Consider the following 17,481-nt stretch of genomic DNA (forward strand, 5'->3'; position numbering starts at 1 on the left):
GAAAATGTCACATCGTCCAATTCTGTTGCCCGATCGTTCAGAGTAGGATCGCGCATATGCGCGCTTGCTCATATGGCCGTATTGCTGGATAGTTCGGGATGTCCGGCCAAAAAATTCGTCATTCAGGGAGTAGTCGATCGTTTCCGGAGGTGTAGTGCATGGATGTCCTTTCCGATGTGCTCCGAGCCGTTCGCCTGACGGGTGCGATCTATTTCGATATCGACGCCAGTTCTCCCTGGGTCGGCGAGTCGCCGGGTACCGCCCAGATTGCCGCCGCCATCATGCCGGAGGCCGAGCACGTCATTTCCTTTCATGCCGTGATGTCTGGATCGTGCTGGGCTGCGCTAGGAGACGATTCTATGCCTCCGGTACGGGTTAACGCCGGCGATATCGTCGTCTTCCCCGGAGGTGCCCCGAATGTCATGAGTTCCTCGCCGGGGACGCGGGGCAAAGCCAACATGGCAATGTACTATCGGCCGGTAGACGAGAACCTGCCGTTCGCGGTGATTCATGGCGGTGGTGGAGACGAGCGGACCCGGTTTATTTGCGGGTACCTTGGCTGCGATGCGCGTCCCTTCAATCCGCTGCTCGCCGCGTTGCCGGCCATACTGTGCGCCCACAAACCTGCCGACGGCAGCAGCTGGGTTACTGACCTGTTTCGCCAGGCGTTGGCTGAGGGTGGCAGCGGGCGCGCCGGTGGCGAAACGGTTCTCGCCAAGTTGAGCGAATTGATGTTTGTCGAGGTCATCCGCGGCTATCTTGAGACCCTGCCAGAGGACTCGCGTGGATGGCTGTCCGGCCTTCGCGATCCGCACGTCGGCGAGGCGCTCCGACTCATTCACGCACGCCCTACGGAGGAATGGACATTGGACCGTCTCGCCCGCGCCGTAGGGCTCTCGCGCACTGCTTTTGCGGGCCGCTTTAGCCACTACGTCGAGGTCTCGCCCATGCAGTATCTTGCTCGCTGGCGTCTGCAGTTGGCGGGACGCCTGCTCGAACGGCCCGATGTCAGCATCGCGCAGGTGGGAGCTGAGGTCGGCTACGAGTCGGAGGCCGCGTTCAATCGCGCCTTCAAAAAGTTCGTCGGCATTCCACCTGGTACCTGGCGCAAGGGACGTTCGGGTTTGCTGAAAGCCCAAAAGTTGGCCTCTGTCGTCGTTCAGTAGGCAAAAATGGCGCGTGTTCACGGCTCGGGCTGCGTGCCAAGCCGACGTCGACGCAGAGCTCGAATGCCCGTTTCTGCCGGCAACCGCGACAACCTTTAGTCGTCCGTGATCACGGGCAATGTTCGCTCTCGTGCGGGGTAAAGTTGACCTCAACGGCCGACATCAGGCGCGAAGCATAGTGGAAGCCCTCGGGTGCGCTCAGCACCAGCGCCTCGACGCCGGCGCGGTCCATCAGGTGCGCCGCGATCTTAACGGGTCGGACCGTATGCGAGGGGCTTCGGCGCATTGGCGGACAGGCAGACGGCGCGCCAACCGGCCGTCAGCGGACAGCCCAATTACTTGATCGATTCCAGCTTGGCGACGGCGGCCGTGAAGCCGGCCAGCGACACCGGAATGGTGACCGGCTTGCGGGTGACCGATTCCATGCCGATGTTCAGATTTGTGCCGGACTTCATGGCCTTGACGAGGTCCGCCGACAGCGGCGTGGCGGCATAGGCGCCGTTCTGGTCGCTGGTCTGGATCGCGAGGGTCGTCTTCTGGGCCTGGTCGATCTGGAAGGAGGCGCCGGACGGCAGGAACAGCCCGTGCGGCAAGGCAAGCAGCATGGCGAGGCCACCGTTGCCGCTGTCGCGGCGCACGGTCACGGTCAGCACGCGCTGTCCGGTCTTGGCTTCGGTCAGGTTCTGCGACACCTGGCATTGAAGCTCGGCGTTCGCAGAGCCGCTGGAGCAGTTCACCGCCCACGGATTGGCATCGGAAGGTTTCGGCTGGGCCGGCTTGGCGTCTTCGGCAAGGGCCGGTCCCGCTGCCGCCAAGGCCAGCCACAGGGCGCCGCATCCCGCCGCCACGCCAAGTAGATTAGCTTGCGCTAAAATAAATGCCATGATCTTTTGTCGGATGCCTTGCATGTTTCCTCGCCCCACCAGGTATTCGCCTCGGTATGGCTTGATACAACAGTCTGGATGGTTCCGAAAGCTGGGCCGGAGACAAGAAAGCCGACGAAGATACTGTGACCTTTCGGACACACCACGCGACATTGCAGGAAACTTCTAGAAATTGAAGGGCCCGAGACTCGCTATACAATAGAATTCGAGTAAGAATTTACACGGGGCACGTGTAGTCCCGGAAGGACTCGCCAGGGATGGGAACTACCGAGAATTCTCGGCAAGTTGGTGGGGCGGCGGCGCATGGGGAGGATTTCCACGTGCGCGCCGGCTATCGCCATTCGCGGATAGCCAGACAGCTGTGGAAGACGACGGCGCTTACGACATTGGCGCTCGGCCTTTCCGGCATGGCCGCCCATGGCGACCCGAACGGGCTGTGGCGGCCGCAGATCCGCGCCATCATCGGCGCCGACAACAATGGCGGCAACGCCGCGCTCGAAGGCTTCATCCCGCTCAAGCAGACGGCCGAATCAGTGCTGTTCCTGGATGTCCGGGCCAAGCATGATTTCAAGGACAGTTTCGGCCAGGATGTCGGCCTCGGCATTCGCCGCATCGTCAACCCTGACCTGATGATCGGCGGCTACGCCTATCTCAACGTCGAGAACTATAACTCCAACCAGTTCACATCAGCCACGCTGGGCGCCGAGGCTATCACGCCGCATTTCGACGCGCATGTGAACGTCTATCTGCCAATCAAGGGCGACCACACCGATCACTCGTCGAGTTCGACGCTGTCGATGGTCGGCAACCAGCTGTTGGAGCAGATTTCGGTCCTCGACCATCGCGACTACGCGGCATGGGGTATCGAAGGCGAGATCGGCGCGCAGGTGCCGGTCAACCTGCCCGACAAGCATTCGCTGCGGCTCGACATCGGCGGCTATCGTTTCGAGGATCCGCACGACAACGACCACAGCGTCACCGGCGCCAAGGCGGGGTTCGAATACACGATCGGCGATGTCTTCGGCAGCGGCACCGAGCTGGTGCTCGCCGGCGAGGTCCGCAACGACAATCGCGACGACACCCAGTTCGCCGGCAGCGTGCGGCTGAACATCCCGTTCAATCCAGGCCACGGTTCGGACAATGCCGACAGCGGGGCCAACAGCGGGGCCGACAGCGGGCCGGAGCCGGTCTATCCGGTCAGCGAAGGCCTGCGCAAACGCGTCAACGAGCGGGTGCGCGGTGATATCGGCGTCAGGATCCAGTCGCAGGAACTGAACGGCGGATCGACGACGCGCGTCGCCATCAGCGCCGCCACCAATGCGGCCTTCGGAAAATTCTACTTTGCCGATGGCGGCTTGGCAGGCGCAGGCACCCAAGCCGATCCGACAACATTGGACGATGCCGTCACCAAGGCCGGCGGCGGCGGGTTTGTGGTAGCGCTCGGCGGCAACGGCAATCTGACAACCGACGGTGTGACGCTCGCCGACGGCCAGACCGTCATCGGCGGCGGCGAAAGCGTCACCGCCAAGCTTTTCGGCGGGGGCACCGGCACCTTCAACCTGGGCGGCAGCGACGGCACGATCCAGGGCACCAACGTCGCCAACCCGGTCATCACGCTGGGCAATGGCAATGCGCTCAACGGCATCAACATCACCGGCGGCGGCGATGGCATCCTGGGCAACAACATCACCGGCGCCACGCTGACCAATGTCACGGTCACTGGTGCGGGCGGCAACGGCGCCGACTTCACGGGCAGCTCGACCGGCATCACCGGTTCCAATTTCACCGCGACCGGCAACGGCCTCGACGGCCTGCACATCGAAGGCGACGGCACCTACAATTTTATCGGCACGACATTGCTGCAGGGCAATCTCGACGACGGCCTCGATATCACCGGCAAGGGCACCTACACCTTCGCCATCGTCAATGCGCAGGACAATGCCGACCGCGGCATCACCGTGCAGGGCACGTCAACAGGCGGCACGTTCACCACCACCGGCGGCGCCACTTCCGGCAATGGCGGTATCGGCGTCTACATCGACCCGATCACCGCCAATGTGACGCTGGATTCGATCGACCAGAACGGCGGTCCGGCGGGCGTGGTGCTCGATCAGGTCTCGGGCAAGTTCACCGTCACCGGCACGACCACGACCAAGAACACGACCGGAGTGGCGATCCAGATCACCAATTCGCCGGCTGAGATCCGCTTCGGCGGCGATGTGACGATCCAGGCGCCGAATGCGGGCGGCATCGACGCCTCGGGGATCAACGGCAAGATCGGCTTCGGCAACGTCTACATATCGGAGCTTGTCAGCGGCAATACCGGGCTCGACCTGTCGGGCAGCACATCGACATTCACCGCCCTGCTGCTCGACATCACCGGCGCCGGCACATCGACGGGCATCGACCTTTCGGGCGCCACCGGCGGATCGGTGGCCATCGGCAGCGGCACCATCGCCGTCGGCACCGGCGTGCAATTGGGCACGCATGGCGCGGCGGGTGCGAGTGCGAACACATCGTTCTCCTTCGGCGGCGGCACGATCACGGGCACGGTCGCATCACTCGACGCGCGCGGGCTGAACCAGACGCTTGGGCTCTATGCGTTCGGCCCGACCGACCTTGTCGGCCCACAGCTGTTCGACGTGCAGAACGTCATCTTCGTCGGCGCCGCGGCGACCGGCAGCGGCGATGGGTCGTGGCTGTCAAATCTCGCATCGGCGATCACCGCCAACAACAATCACGACAGCGACGCGATCTTCGTGCTGGTCAACAATCCGGCCAACACGCCGATCGACGCCGGGAGTGGTTTCACGCTGGACGACGGCCAGACACTGGGCTCGTTCGGCAACGGACGTAGCTTCTCGCTCGGCGGCATTCCGATCAACGTCACCGGCGACAATGTCGAGCACGACCAGATCGTCTCGGACCCCGGCGGCGGCGCGGCGACGCTGACCGCTTCCAGCGGCAACGTCGTGACGCTGGCCAACAATACGGCGGTGCTCGACCTCAACATTTCCGGCGGCGCCGGCTACGGCATCTACGGCAACGGCGTCAGTACGGTAACGATCTCCGGCGTGGATGTTTCCGGCGCAGGCATGAGCGGCGTGGTGTTCGACGGCACCAACACCGTTTCCGGCACCAACCTCGGCTCCAGCGGCAATGGCGGCGCGGGCCTGTCGATCCAGGGCGACGGCACCTACGCTTTCGGCGGCACGACGACCCTGTCGAGCAACGCTGGCGACGGCCTGCTGATCAACGGCAACGGAACCTATGGGTTCGGCGCGCTCAATTCGGACGGCAATGGCGGCAGCGGCGTCAGCGCGACCTCGACCGGCGCCGGCACACTGTCGACGACGGGCGGGAGCCTCTTCAACAACACCACATCCGCCTTCTCGGCGGCAAATATCGGGCTTGGCGTTACTCTTGGTAGTATCGGCCAGGTCGGCGGCACCACCGGCGTCAGCCTTTCGGGCGCCACCGGCAGCTTCAGCGTTACCGGCCCGACGACAATCGACAGCACCACGGGCGATGGAATCTCGGTCAGCGGCAGCGCTGCAACGGTCGGGTTCAGCGGCGACGTGTTCGTCACCCAGGTGCACGGCAATGGCATTGCGCTCAGCGCCAACAGCGGCGCCGTCAGCTTTGGCTATACGGAAATCGGTCTCCCGGGCCTCAACGGCATCGACGTTCAGGGTGTCAACGGCGCGATCAGCTTTGGCAATACCAACATTGGCGGCGTCGAGGCCACCGGGCTCGACTTGTCGGGCAGTCAGTCGACCTTCACCGCCACTTCGCTCAACATTTTCGGTGGGGCCACGTCGACAGGCATCGATCTTTCCGGCACCACCGGCGGCTCGGTGACAATCGGCGCCGGCGCCATTTCGGCCGACACCGGCGTGCAGATGGGCACGCATGGCGCGTCCGGAACCACCGCCAACACGGCGTTTTCGTTCGGCGCCGCCGGCGGCGCGACCATCACCGGCACGACGGCATCGCTCGACATGCGCGGCCTGTCGCCGGGCAGCGGCACCTATGCCTTCAACACCACGGTGCTCAACGGTCCGCAGCTGTTCGACATCGCCAATGTCATCTACGTCGGCGCCGCCAACACGGGCCTCGGCGATGGCTCCAGCGTCAACGACCTGATCAACGCCACCGCGGCCGACGCGCTGGCGGCCCCGGCCAACACCATCTTCGTTCTGGTCAACAACGGGGCCGGAAGCATCGACACCGATGCCGACGGCTTTACGCTGGCCGACGGCCAATCGATCGTGTCCTTCGCCAATGGCGCTTCCGTCAGCCTTGGCTCGCCGCCCGCCAATGTCACCGGTACGAATGTCATCAGCGGCACGCAGGTGCAGGACGACCCCTTCGGCAATGGCGGTGCGACGCTCAACAATGCGGCCGGCAAGACCATCGACCTGGCCAACGGCAACGTCGTCGAGAACCTCACCGTCATCAGCTCCGGCTTTGCCATCTACGGATTGGGCGCCAGCGGCGCAACGATCAACGGCGTGACGGTCAGCAGTGCCGGGATAGGTCTTTTCCTCAATAGCGTGACGGGCACGGTCTCCGTCGACGATCTTGACATCCAGAACGCAAGCCAAACCGGCATCGCGCTAGCCAATTCGAGCGCGACGGTCAATTTCACCGGCAGCACGACGATCGCCAATGCCGGCACTGTCGGGCTGTTCGCCAATGATTTCGACGGCACGGCCACCTTCGACGACCTCGACATCAGTGGCGGCGGCATGGGCGTCGCTATCTGGACCGGCTCGAGCGGCACGCTGACTTTCGGGGCCGCGAGTTCCATCACCAATACGGGCGGTGTAGCCTTCAACATCAGCGTCGCGACGCCCAACGTCACCTATAACGGCACGATCAACCAGGCCACGGCGGCCAACGCAGTCAGGATCTCCGGCCTGACCGGTGGCAGCGCCACTTTTGGCGGCAAGATCACCGCCAGCACCGGTGCGGCCAACGCGATCGACCTGAGCGGCAATGGCCGCGCGATCAATTTCACCGGCGGGCTCGACCTCACCACCGCCGGCGGCGATGGCATAAACATCAGCAACAATGCCGGCCCGGTGACGTTCTCGGGCGTGACCACGGTGACGCTGGGCGCGTCCGCCAACGCGGCCGGGATCAATTTCAGCGGCACCAATGCCAACGTCCTGTTCGGCCCCACGACCATCAACAATGTCGGCACCGGCCAGACCGGCATCGATTTCAGCGGCTCGGCGACGACCGCCGTTTTCGGACTGACCACGATCACAGGCACTGGCGACCTCACCTCGCGCGGCATCGACCTGTCGTCGACGACGGGCAATAAGACTATCACCTTCCTGCAAGGTTCCAAGATCGACAATGTCGGCATCGGCGTCGACCTGTCGTCGGGCCTCAGCACCGCGACCACTGCCAATGCCACCTTTACCTTCGGCGACGGCGATTCGACCGACGGGCTGGAATCCTTCATCATCGCGGCATCCGGCGGCTACACCGTCAACACCGTCGGGCTCGATCCGACGAAGGGCAGCTATGATTTCGACGACGTGTTGTTCACCGGCAGCGCCAATCTGGCCACGGCTCCCGGTTCGGTCACCCTGGTTTCGCAATCGGGCGGCTTCATCGCGGCCGGCACGACGGGCAATCTCAGCACGGGCGTCAACTCCATCTCGCTCGCCGCAGCCGATGCGCTGACCGGCGCGCAGAACTTCGTCTTCGTCGGCACGATCGATCTCGGCGCCACCGCCTTCACGCTCGACTCAGGACAGACCATTGCCGGCTTCGGCAATAGCAGCGTCGTTTCGACCGGCACGATCCAGCCGGCCAATGTCCAGGGTAATCTCGGCGCCACCGGCGGCAACATCACCGGCGACGAGGCCGTGGTCAGCGGCACGGCCAATCTCATGCAGCTGCTCGGCGACAATGCCGTGCGTAACACCGCCTTCGACTTCAGCGGCGCCACCGGCGCTGCCTTCCTCATCGACCAGGGCGCGGTCGGCTTCAGCAATGCCAGCGGCATCACCATCGAAGGCGTGACGATCAGCAATGTCTCGGTGGGCCAGAGGGCCGTCCAGGTTGCCGGCCTTGATGGCAATCTGTCGGTCATCAACAACAACATCAACGTCGCCGGTGCCCTGCTCGACGTGAATGGCGGCACCGGCACCATCTCGGTCTCGCGCGGCTTCCTGCCCAACGCCGGACCGGCAGGCACGCTGACCGGTGGCGGCATCACCATCGCCAACCGCACCGGCGGTTCGGTGACTTTCACCGACCAGGTCACCATCAATGGCGGCGGCGTGGCGATTTCGAGCGGTAGCGGGGCGGCGGCGGTCAATTTCGACGGCGGCCTCGCCATCGCGGCATCGACCGCCACCGGCCTCAGCCTTGCCGGGCTGAACAGCCTGACCGTTGCCGATGCCGGCACGACGACGATCGACGGGACCGGCCAGACGGCATTGTCGCTGCAGGGCACACTCGGCGCTGGCGGTGTCCATTTCGACAGTGTCGCTTCGACCAACGCGGGCACACAGGGCGTGCTGATCAGCGGCGCCAGCGGCGGCGCGGTCGACCTCGACGCAGTCAACGTGACAACTTCCAACGGCGCCGGCATCGAAATCCTCAATTCGGCCGGCACCTACACGTTCGGCAACACGACGATCGACAATTCCCAGTCGTTCGGCCGCGGCGTCAACATCGAGAACGCAACCGGCGCCACGTCAGCCACCTTCGATGGCACGCTGGCGATCACCACCGGCACCGGCACCGGTTTGCGTGCTGTCGGTGGCGCCACGCCCGCCAATACGAGCTTGAGCTTCACGGGTGGCGGCACAAAGACCATCACCGCGCAGGCCGGCGAGGCCGTCGACATCACTTCGGCAAACGTCAACGGCACCTTGACCTCGACCAGCGCCTCCTTCGGCGCCGGCCACGGCATCAATCTGGTGAATCTGACCGGCTCGCTCAATCTCGGCACCGGCACGCTGAACAATCTGGGCGCGGGCGCCGCCTTCAATGTTGGTTCGGGCACCGATCTCAGCGGCGGCAACGCTGATATCTCCTATGCCGGCACCATCGCCAGTGCCGGATTGGGCGCGGCGGTCTCGATCCAGGAACTGACCGGCGGCTCGGTGACACTGTCAGGCAATCTGAGCGATACGAACGCTGCCGGCGGCGGCAATATCGTCGTGGCCAACATCAACAACGGCACCTCGGCCACCGTCACCTTCTCCGGCGCCACCAAGCAGATCCAGTCGGGTGCGACCGCCAGCGTCAACCTGGTCGGCAACACCAATGGCACCATCGATTTCAGCAATGGTGGCCTGGCCATCAACACGACCAGCGGCGTCGGCTTCGCCGCCCAGGCCGGCGGCACGATCAGCGTGGCCGGCACCACCAACACAATCACGTCGACCGGGAACGCGCTCAGCCTCAACGCCGTGACCGTTGGCAGCGGCATCAACTTCAACTCGGTTTCGACCAGCGGCGGCGTGACCACCGGCATCGCGCTCACAAACGTCGCTTCATCCGGCGGTGCCATCAATCTCGGCACGGTCGACCTGCAAGGCATCAGTTCACGTGGTGTGGACGTCACCGGCACACTCGGCGCGGGGCTCAATTTCAACTCGTTGAGCATCGGCCTAACCAGCACTACGGCCGTGGCCTTCGACCTCAATGGCGCCGCCATCAACGCGCCGATCACGGCCAATGATTTCGATGTCACCAACACGATTGGCGCCGGCACCTCGATCGGCGCCGACCTGCGCGGTGCCACCGGCGGCCAGGTCGTGCGCCTCGGCGACGCCGTTGCGGGCGGCGCCAGCTCGAGCATCTCCGGCGTCAACACCGGCGTGTACCTGAACAGCGCCACCAACCTTGCCTTCACCTATGGCGACGGCGAATCGGCGACCGACCAGAATTCGACCATCGGCGCCACTGTCGGCATCGACGCCTCCAGCGCGCCAGCCGCCGGGACTTATAACTTCCAGGATGTCAACTTTGCCGCCAGCCCCGGCCTCGGCTTCGGCGTCGGCAAGATCTATTTCGTCGGCGCCAGCGCGACCGGCGACGGCACCGGCCGCGACCAGAACAATCTGGCGACGCTGTCGACGGCGGAAGCGGCGGCGGTAACGAGCGATGTCCTGGTGCTGGTCAACGACGGCGGGACCATCACCGCGACAAGCAGCGGTGCGGACAACACGCTGGTGCTGGCCACCGGCGAGCAGGTGCGCGGCTTTGGCAATGGCAACATCAATCTGGCAATGACGGTGCCATCCACTATCCAGCTTGCCAACAACAACATCTCGATCGTCGACGCCACGGCCGATGGCGCCGCCACGCTGACGACGAGTGCCGGCAGCAATGCCATCACGCTCGGAGCCAGCGGCAACTTCATCGACGGCTTCACCCTCGACGGCAGCCCCGCAGGCGCGGCGCGGGGCATCAAGGACAATGGCGGCGGCGCTTCCGGCAACATCATCAGCCACATGACGATCCGGAACTTCGCCACCGCCGGCGTCGAGATCACGCCGTCGACCAGCACGGCGATCGACCATGTGACATTCGCCGGCAACGCCACCGACGTCATCGTCAACGCGCTCAACACCACCATCACCAATGTCAGCAGCACCGGCGCTACCGGGATCGCCTTCGATATCCGCAACACGACCGGCACCACGACGCTGGCCAACCTCAACGTCACCACGGCGTCGACCGGCACCGGCATCGTCTTCGGCGGGGGGACCGGCCCGCAAGGCACGATCACCGGCGCCAATGTCGATGTCACGGGCGGCGCCGGCGGCGGCATCAAGGTTACCGGCGGCAACGCTGCCATCGCGTTCGACGCGGCGAGCTTCGTTGCCAGCACGTCGGGTGGCACGGCGGTCACCATCGCGAACCGCAGTGGCGGCAGCGTCGCCTTTGCCGGCTCGGTCGTGGCGAATGGCGCGGCGAGCGGCATCAGTGTTTCCGGCGCGACGGCGGCCAACACAATCAGCTTCACCGGCGGCGTTGATTTCGGCAGCAGCTTGGTGCTGACCGGCACCGCCGTTTCGATCGACAACAATGCCACCGCCTCGACGGTCAGCTTCTCCAACCTCGCCATCGCCACCAACGGCACGACTGGCTTCAGCGCCAGCAATGGTGGCACGGTCAACGTCACCACCGGAACCGTGAGTTCCACGGCTGCACAGGCCGTCGCACTGAACGGTGTTGCCGCAGGGGTCACGTTCAGCGCGACCAATTCGAGCGGCGGCGTCAATAATGTCAACCTGACCAATGTGACCGGCACAGTCGGCCTCGGCTCGGGCGCGCTGACAGGCGCGACGGGCACGGCATTCGTGGTTTCGGGTGGCTCGGCCAATGTCGACTACAACGGCACGATCAACCACAGCGCCAATGCTGTGGCGATCAATGTCCTGAACCACACCGGCACCGCCGGCGGCGCCAGCACGATCTCCTTTGACGGCGCCATAACGTCGAACGGCTCCAGCGACGGCATCAGCCTGACGAGCAATGGCAGCACCAACGGCACCAATATCAACTTCACCAGCGCGCTGACCATCAACACCTCTACCAGCAACACCACCGGGTTCAACGCGACCGGTGGCGGCACGATCAGCGCCACCGGGTCGGCAAGCACGATCAATTCGGGCAACGCTACGGCGATCAATGTCGCCAACACGACGATTGGGGCCAGCGATCTGACCTTCCAGAGCATCACGTCGAATGGTGGCAGCGCGACCGGCATCATCCTCGACAACACCGGATCTAGCGGCGGCCTGCATGTGACCGGCACCGGCACGACGGTCGGGAGCGGCGGCACCATTGCTAACAAAACGGGCGCCGACGGCTCCACCTCACAAGGCGTCGGTATCTATCTCAACAACACGACAGACGTGCAGCTTGCCAACGTGCAGATGAACGACTTCCAGAATTTCGGCATTTTTGGCAACAACGTGGCCGGGATGACGCTCAATCAGGTGGTCATCAACGGCACCAACGGCACGCTGCAGGGTGGCGTCGGCGAAGGTGATGCCTACTTCACGGGCCTGACCGGTTCTGCGACCGTTACGAACTCCACCTTTACCGGTGCGACCTATGACGCCTTCCACGTCTTCAACAATGCCGGACAGACCCTCAACAGGATAACCATCACGGGCTCGACGTTTGCGACGCTGACGGGCGCAGGAAATCTCTCCAACGACGCGCTGGTCTTCCAGGCGACGGACGGTGTGTTCAACGCGACCATCCAGGGCTCGACATTTACTTCAGCGCGCGGCGACCTGTTCCAGATGGATCTCCACGGTGGTGTCAGTTCGGATCTTGTGTTTGGCGGCGGAACGGCGTTGCTCGGCAATACGCTGACCAACAACAATGGCAACATAGTTTCCGGCGGCGGTGGCATCACGATCAGCTCTGGCGGCGCCGGCGACCACGCCAACCTGACGTTCAACATCGCCCACAACACGATGCGCGACGCCCTTGGTTCCGCTCTCGGTATCAGCTCGGGCTCGGGGACCGGTTCGTTCACCGGTACAATCGATTCCAACACGATCGGTGTCGCAGGGGTAACGGACAGTGGGTCGGCACAAGGGTCCGGCATCGGATTCGTCACCGACGGCGGAGCCGCGTCGAGCGTGACGATCACCAACAATACAGTCTATCAATATAACAATGCCGGTATTTTCATACAGACCGGCGACGCCGCGAATGGCGGCAACGCCCAGCTCACCGCCGTCGTACAGGGCAATACGGTCAGCAATCCCGGCACGTTTGGCACCAATGGCTTCTTGCTCAACGCCGGCACAGTCGCAAACGATGCACAGACGGTTTCGCTGACCCTTGGCGGCCCAGGGGCTTTGACCAACAACTTTGCCGGGTCCGGTGCAAACGGAGGCACGGATATTCGTCTTCGCCAGCGTTTCAACGTGCATGTCGGGTTGCATGCGGGCGGAGGCTTCAGCTACGGCGGTGCGCCAACGGATACGGCAGCAATTACAAGTTTCGTTCAGACGTACAACGCTGGTTCTCCGACGGTCAGCGTGGTCACCGGTCTTGCGGGCAGCGGATTCTTCTCGGCGCCGTAGCGCAGGGCTGTCGATGGCATGCAACGAATCGGACCGGCTGGCGCCAGCTCGATTTTGAGCTGATCGGTCAAAAAACATAGTGAAGTTTTGTTGAATACTAACGGTTTGTTGAGCGTCACATAGAATAATATCTTTATGAGACAGTATTACTGATAGATTTCTACATTGGCTCGTGTATAGTCATGAATGGAAATGAGGGACGCTGAATGTCAGAGCCGTTTCTGTCTGAAATCCGCATGCTGTCGTTCGTTTTCGCGCCCAAGGGTTGGGCGTTATGCAACGGCCAGCTTCTTCCGATCAATCAGAACCAGGCGCTGTTTTCGTTGCTCGGCACTACGTTCGGCGGCGACGGGAGAGTGAATTTCGCGTTGCCGGATCTGCGAAGCCGTGCGCCGATACATGTTGGCCAAGGACACACACTGGGAGAACGAGGAGGCGAACAAGAGCATACCTTGTCGATTTCGGAGTTGCCGACACATCCTCACCTGGCAAACGCCACCAACGGTAACGGGACTACCCCCACGAATTTTGGAAATTTCCTCGGCGCCTTCAACAATGGCTACCGTCAGCCAGCCAACTTGACGTCGCTGCATCCAGCTAGCATCGCCAATGTTGGCGGATCGCAGGCGCATTTGAATATGCAGCCATTCCTAACGCTCAGCTTCTGCATTGCCCTGCAGGGCATATTCCCATCGCCGAACTAAAGGAAGCGCGACCATGGCACAACCCTATGTTGGCGAGATCCGCATGTTCGCTGGCAACTTTGCTCCGGCCGGCTGGATGTTCTGCGAAGGCCAACTTTTACCGATCTCGGAAAACGAGACCTTGTTCCAGTTGATCGGCACCACATATGGCGGAGATGGCGAAGCGACCTTCGCATTACCCGACCTGCGCGGCCGCCTACCCATCCATCAGGGCAATGGTTTCATTCTGGCTGAAACCGGTGGCGCGGAATCGATCACACTTACAACCAATCAAATTCCAGCGCACTCACACGCGTTGTTGGCATCAACACAGACTGGCACGTCGGCCAACCCGGGAGGAAACGTTCTCGATCAAACCACCGGGACGATCTTCATGTACATCGATGGCCAAAGCCCCGATGGCGCAATGGCGGCAACCATGGTGTCGTCCGTCGGCGGCAGCCAACCACACGACAATTTCCAGCCCTATCTCTGCGTCGATTTCATCATCTCGCTGTTCGGAATTTTCCCGTCGCCGACTTAAGAGGACCGCCATGGCCGACCCGTTCATCGCCGAAATCCGCATCTTTCCGTTCAATTTTGCACCCAAGGGCTGGGCATGGTGCGATGGGCAGTTGCTGCCACTGTCGCAGAACACGGCGCTGTTTTCTTTGCTCGGCACCACCTATGGCGGCAACGGCAAGTCCAACTTTGCCTTGCCCGATCTGCAGGGCCGCTCGCCGATGCATCCGGGCCAGGGACCGGGTTTGTCGCTGCATGACCTAGGCGAGACAGGCGGCTCGGAGACGGTCACGCTGCTTGAGAGCGAAATGCCGGCGCATTCGCACAATGTCATGGTAGGAACCCAGGACACGGCCGATGTTCAAGTTCCAAGCCCCTCGAGAATTCTTGGCAAGTCCGGCGGCGCGTTTGCTTATGTTCCCGGATCGCCAACACCGGCGCTGACACCGATGAACGACGGTTTGTTGACAACGGCCGGCGGCGACCAGCCGCACAATAATTTGATGCCTTATCTGACATTCTATTTTTGCATCGCGCTGGAAGGTGTTTTCCCGCCAAGAACGTGAATTCCGAGCCAACAGGGCAGGACCAAGACCATGGCCAAGAAAGCAGAACCAAAGTCGAAAGCCCCCGCCGCGAAGATGCCGGCAGCGCCGAGAGCGGCTTCCAAAGCCAGGGCAGGCGGCGGCCGGCCCAGCATACCGCTCGCCTACCAGCACATGCCGGCCGGCTCGTCCTTCTTCGAACTGTCGCGGCTGATGGTCGTGGGCATCGATTCCGCGGCCGGGCGCCTTATCCAGAAGGCTCAAGATGCGCCGAACGGCGCGTGGTCGGCAGCCTGGTCGACCATCGCTCCAGGAGCCTGGGTGATCATGACCGCCGGCCTGACCAAGGACGGTCGGGTGGCGGTGATCGCGCAGCCGTCTGGTACCACCAAGCTGTCCTTCATCACCGAGGACGCAAACCAGATCGGCCCGATCGACAAATGGACCGCGCCGATGGACATCGGCGCGCCGCCCGGCGCCACTTCCTACCAGAAGCTTTCGATGGCCAACGATGCCGACGGTCGCACCGAGGTGTTCCTCACCGACAATCAGGGCCGTATCTGGTGGATCTACCAGAATCCGGACCAGATCGTGCAGGTGCAGAAAACCATCACGCCGCCCGGCTCGACGACGCCGATCGTCGTCACCGTAGACGTGCTCGCGCCGCCCGCCAAGATGTGGAGCGATTGGATCCAACTGACCGGGCAGCTGGTAGCGATCACGGCGATCCGCCAGGCCGACGGCCGCATTGCGCTGTTCGGCATCAATTCGGGCCTCCATCTCTATCGCTGCCAGCAGGCGAAGCCGCAGGCACTGAAGGTCGCCGACTGGACGCAATGGGTGCAGATCGACACCGGGCAAACCGGTGGGTTCATCGAAATGGCGCCGGTGGTCGGCCCGCTCGGCGCCACCAATCTGTTCGCCTTGACCCAGAATGGCCAGGTCTTGCACACGCGCCAGAAGCCTGCCGGATCGGACAGCTGGACGCAGTGGGCAACGCCCGGCTACAGCAGGGTGTCCAAATACACACTTGCCGCGGGCATCCAGGGCGACGGCGACATCGTGCTGGTCGCATCCGACCAGCAGCTTGTCCACTCATTCAACGCCCAATATGATGCCGTCACCCAGAATTGGTCGGGATGGCGCGACTTCAGCATGTCTTCGCTGCGGACACGGCTCTCGCTCGACTACAATGCCGATGGCCGGCTCGCTTTGTTCAGCCTGCTGCTCATGCCGGACGGTACGAACGGGCTGTGGACGATCTCGCAGATGGGCATCGACAGCTCCGAATGGGAGTATGGCTGGACGACGCTTGCCGACAACAATCTCAAGCAGATTGTCGTGGTTCGCGACCTGACGCCGCCGGTCTGACGGTTGATTTCCGGCAGCGTGACAGAAGCGAAGCAGGCACAGCCCCGTCCAATCTGGCCCCGGTCTGATAAGGTCGGGCTCGGCTTCCGTGCGGCGACGGCGGCGGATCTGCCGTTCCTGTCGCGGCTCTACGCCTCGACGCGCATGGAAGAACTTGCCGTGACATCGTGGACCGACGCACAGAAGACGGCGTTCCTCGACATGCAGTTCCAGGCGCAGCACGCGCATTACCAAAAACACTATCCCGGGGCCGACTGGCTGGTGGTGGAGCGAGCCGGACAGGACATCGGCCGGCTCTATATCGAGCGCTGGCCGAGCCAGCACCGCATCATCGACATTGCGTTCCTGCCGGCGCATCGGCGCAAGGGCTACGGCGCGGCGCTGCTGCGCGACCTGATCGACGAGGCATGGTTAGCCGGCAAATCAGCCTCGATCCACGTCGAGAAAAACAATCCGGCCAGGCAGCTTTATGTCGCGCTGGGCTTCGCAGTGGTCGAGGACAAGGGCGTCCATGATCTGATGGCCTGTGCGCCGCCGGGGGGCTGGTATGTGACGGGCTGAAGGCATGCGGGGTTGCAGGATAAAAGGTTGGTTCTGCCGCGATCCTTCACACCCCCCTCTGGCCTGCCGGCCATCTCCCCCTCAAGGGGGGAGATCGCAGCTTCGGCGCCGAGTTCTTCCTGCTGCATTCGAGATTGGCGAAAGCGGCTGAGCGCTCAATCTCCCCCCTTGCGGGGGAGATGGCCGGCAGGCCAGAGGGGGGTACTGTCCCGCTGACGTCAAGGTTCAGCGCCGCAGCGCAAGCGTCGCCTCAGAAAGCTAGCGACGCCTAATTGAACACCGCCTCGTAAAGCCGCCCCGCAGCATCGGCCGCCACCGGCACGATGAAGATCTCGTGGGTGCCGCTTGCGCCTGTGAAAAGATAGGTCGCCTGCGGCAGGGCGATTTCGCGCGGGCCCCTGAACATCAGCGAGAAACCGCCGCCCGGGCGCGGGCTGGCGGCGATGGGGTTGACCGCGCTCAGTTCGAGCGGGATCTGCCGGCCGCCGGCTTCGATGGTGAAGGTTTGTCCCTGTTCGAAATCCGATACCGATGCCATGCTATCAGCCTCAATTTGTCCGTTGGAGCGGTTCAGCGTTCGGATTGCCGATCAGCTCCCGCTTGTGTTTCTTCGCAATTCCCAAGGAAAAGCGCTATGCGCTTTCCCGGGAAAACCGCTA

General features: G+C 63.2%; 10 protein-coding genes. 7 read left to right on the forward strand and 3 right to left on the reverse strand.

Annotated elements, in window-relative coordinates; genetic code table 11:
- Positions 1-158 precede the first annotated feature (158 nt).
- Positions 159-1,166 (forward strand): AraC family transcriptional regulator, encoded by a 1,008-nt coding sequence (locus NKI20_RS06850; protein WP_023761879.1) that lies wholly within the window; start codon positions 159-161, stop codon positions 1,164-1,166.
- 109 nt (positions 1,167-1,275) lie between these two features.
- On the opposite strand, the gene NKI20_RS06855 is transcribed toward NKI20_RS06850, so the two are convergent.
- Together NKI20_RS06855 and NKI20_RS06860 are read right to left on the reverse strand one after the other, a co-directional pair.
- A complete protein-coding gene (locus NKI20_RS06855) occupies positions 1,276-1,398 on the reverse strand; it encodes a hypothetical protein (protein ID WP_352601598.1) in 123 nt (40 codons plus the stop codon).
- A gap of 103 nt (positions 1,399-1,501) precedes the next feature.
- Positions 1,502-2,050 carry an invasion associated locus B family protein gene (locus NKI20_RS06860; protein ID WP_352829311.1) on the reverse strand — a complete coding sequence of 183 codons (549 nt, stop codon included), beginning with the start codon at positions 2,048-2,050 and terminating at the stop codon, positions 1,502-1,504.
- Positions 2,051-2,307: 257 nt separating this feature from the next.
- Here NKI20_RS06860 and NKI20_RS06865 point away from each other — a divergent pair, with 257 nt between their 5' ends.
- The 6 genes from NKI20_RS06865 to NKI20_RS06890 all read left to right on the forward strand — a co-directional run bounded on the left by NKI20_RS06865 (position 2,308) and on the right by NKI20_RS06890 (position 16,822).
- On the forward strand, positions 2,308-13,140 hold the full coding sequence (locus NKI20_RS06865; RefSeq protein WP_352829313.1) for an inverse autotransporter beta domain-containing protein: 10,833 nt from the start codon (positions 2,308-2,310) through the stop codon (positions 13,138-13,140).
- 206 nt (positions 13,141-13,346) lie between these two features.
- Positions 13,347-13,844, forward strand: a complete 498-nt coding sequence (locus NKI20_RS06870) for a phage tail protein (protein WP_352601605.1) — start codon at positions 13,347-13,349, stop codon at positions 13,842-13,844.
- A gap of 13 nt (positions 13,845-13,857) precedes the next feature.
- A complete protein-coding gene (locus tag NKI20_RS06875; protein ID WP_352829316.1) occupies positions 13,858-14,367 on the forward strand; it encodes a phage tail protein in 510 nt (169 codons plus the stop codon).
- A gap of 10 nt (positions 14,368-14,377) precedes the next feature.
- Entirely contained in the window at positions 14,378-14,911 is a 534-nt protein-coding gene (locus NKI20_RS06880) for a phage tail protein (protein WP_352829318.1), read from the forward strand.
- A gap of 30 nt (positions 14,912-14,941) precedes the next feature.
- Positions 14,942-16,261: a DUF8189 domain-containing protein gene (locus NKI20_RS06885; RefSeq protein WP_352829320.1), complete on the forward strand. Its 1,320-nt coding sequence runs from the start codon at positions 14,942-14,944 to the stop codon at positions 16,259-16,261.
- 3 nt (positions 16,262-16,264) lie between these two features.
- Entirely contained in the window at positions 16,265-16,822 is a 558-nt protein-coding gene (locus NKI20_RS06890; protein WP_352829322.1) for a GNAT family N-acetyltransferase, read from the forward strand.
- 268 nt (positions 16,823-17,090) lie between these two features.
- On the opposite strand, the gene NKI20_RS06895 is transcribed toward NKI20_RS06890, so the two are convergent.
- Positions 17,091-17,360 carry a DUF6916 family protein gene (locus tag NKI20_RS06895; RefSeq protein WP_352829324.1) on the reverse strand — a complete coding sequence of 90 codons (270 nt, stop codon included), beginning with the start codon at positions 17,358-17,360 and terminating at the stop codon, positions 17,091-17,093.
- Between the last annotated feature and the right edge of the window lie 121 nt (positions 17,361-17,481).

This window comes from Mesorhizobium sp. M0830 (genome assembly GCF_040319965.1).
Lineage (GTDB): Bacteria > Pseudomonadota > Alphaproteobacteria > Rhizobiales > Rhizobiaceae > Mesorhizobium.

What these genes read in the sequence shown, in the direction of transcription:
- NKI20_RS06850 (WP_023761879.1), top strand. Translation starts at nt 159, where the DNA reads ATGGATGTCCTTTCCGATGTGCTCCGAGCCGTTCGCCTGACGGGTGCG.
- NKI20_RS06855 (WP_352601598.1), bottom strand. Translation starts at nt 1,398, where the DNA reads ATGGACCGCGCCGGCGTCGAGGCGCTGGTGCTGAGCGCACCCGAGGGC.
- NKI20_RS06860 (WP_352829311.1), bottom strand. Translation starts at nt 2,050, where the DNA reads ATGGCATTTATTTTAGCGCAAGCTAATCTACTTGGCGTGGCGGCGGGA.
- NKI20_RS06865 (WP_352829313.1), top strand. Translation starts at nt 2,308, where the DNA reads ATGGGAACTACCGAGAATTCTCGGCAAGTTGGTGGGGCGGCGGCGCAT.
- NKI20_RS06870 (WP_352601605.1), top strand. Translation starts at nt 13,347, where the DNA reads ATGTCAGAGCCGTTTCTGTCTGAAATCCGCATGCTGTCGTTCGTTTTC.
- NKI20_RS06875 (WP_352829316.1), top strand. Translation starts at nt 13,858, where the DNA reads ATGGCACAACCCTATGTTGGCGAGATCCGCATGTTCGCTGGCAACTTT.
- NKI20_RS06880 (WP_352829318.1), top strand. Translation starts at nt 14,378, where the DNA reads ATGGCCGACCCGTTCATCGCCGAAATCCGCATCTTTCCGTTCAATTTT.
- NKI20_RS06885 (WP_352829320.1), top strand. Translation starts at nt 14,942, where the DNA reads ATGGCCAAGAAAGCAGAACCAAAGTCGAAAGCCCCCGCCGCGAAGATG.
- NKI20_RS06895 (WP_352829324.1), bottom strand. Translation starts at nt 17,360, where the DNA reads ATGGCATCGGTATCGGATTTCGAACAGGGACAAACCTTCACCATCGAA.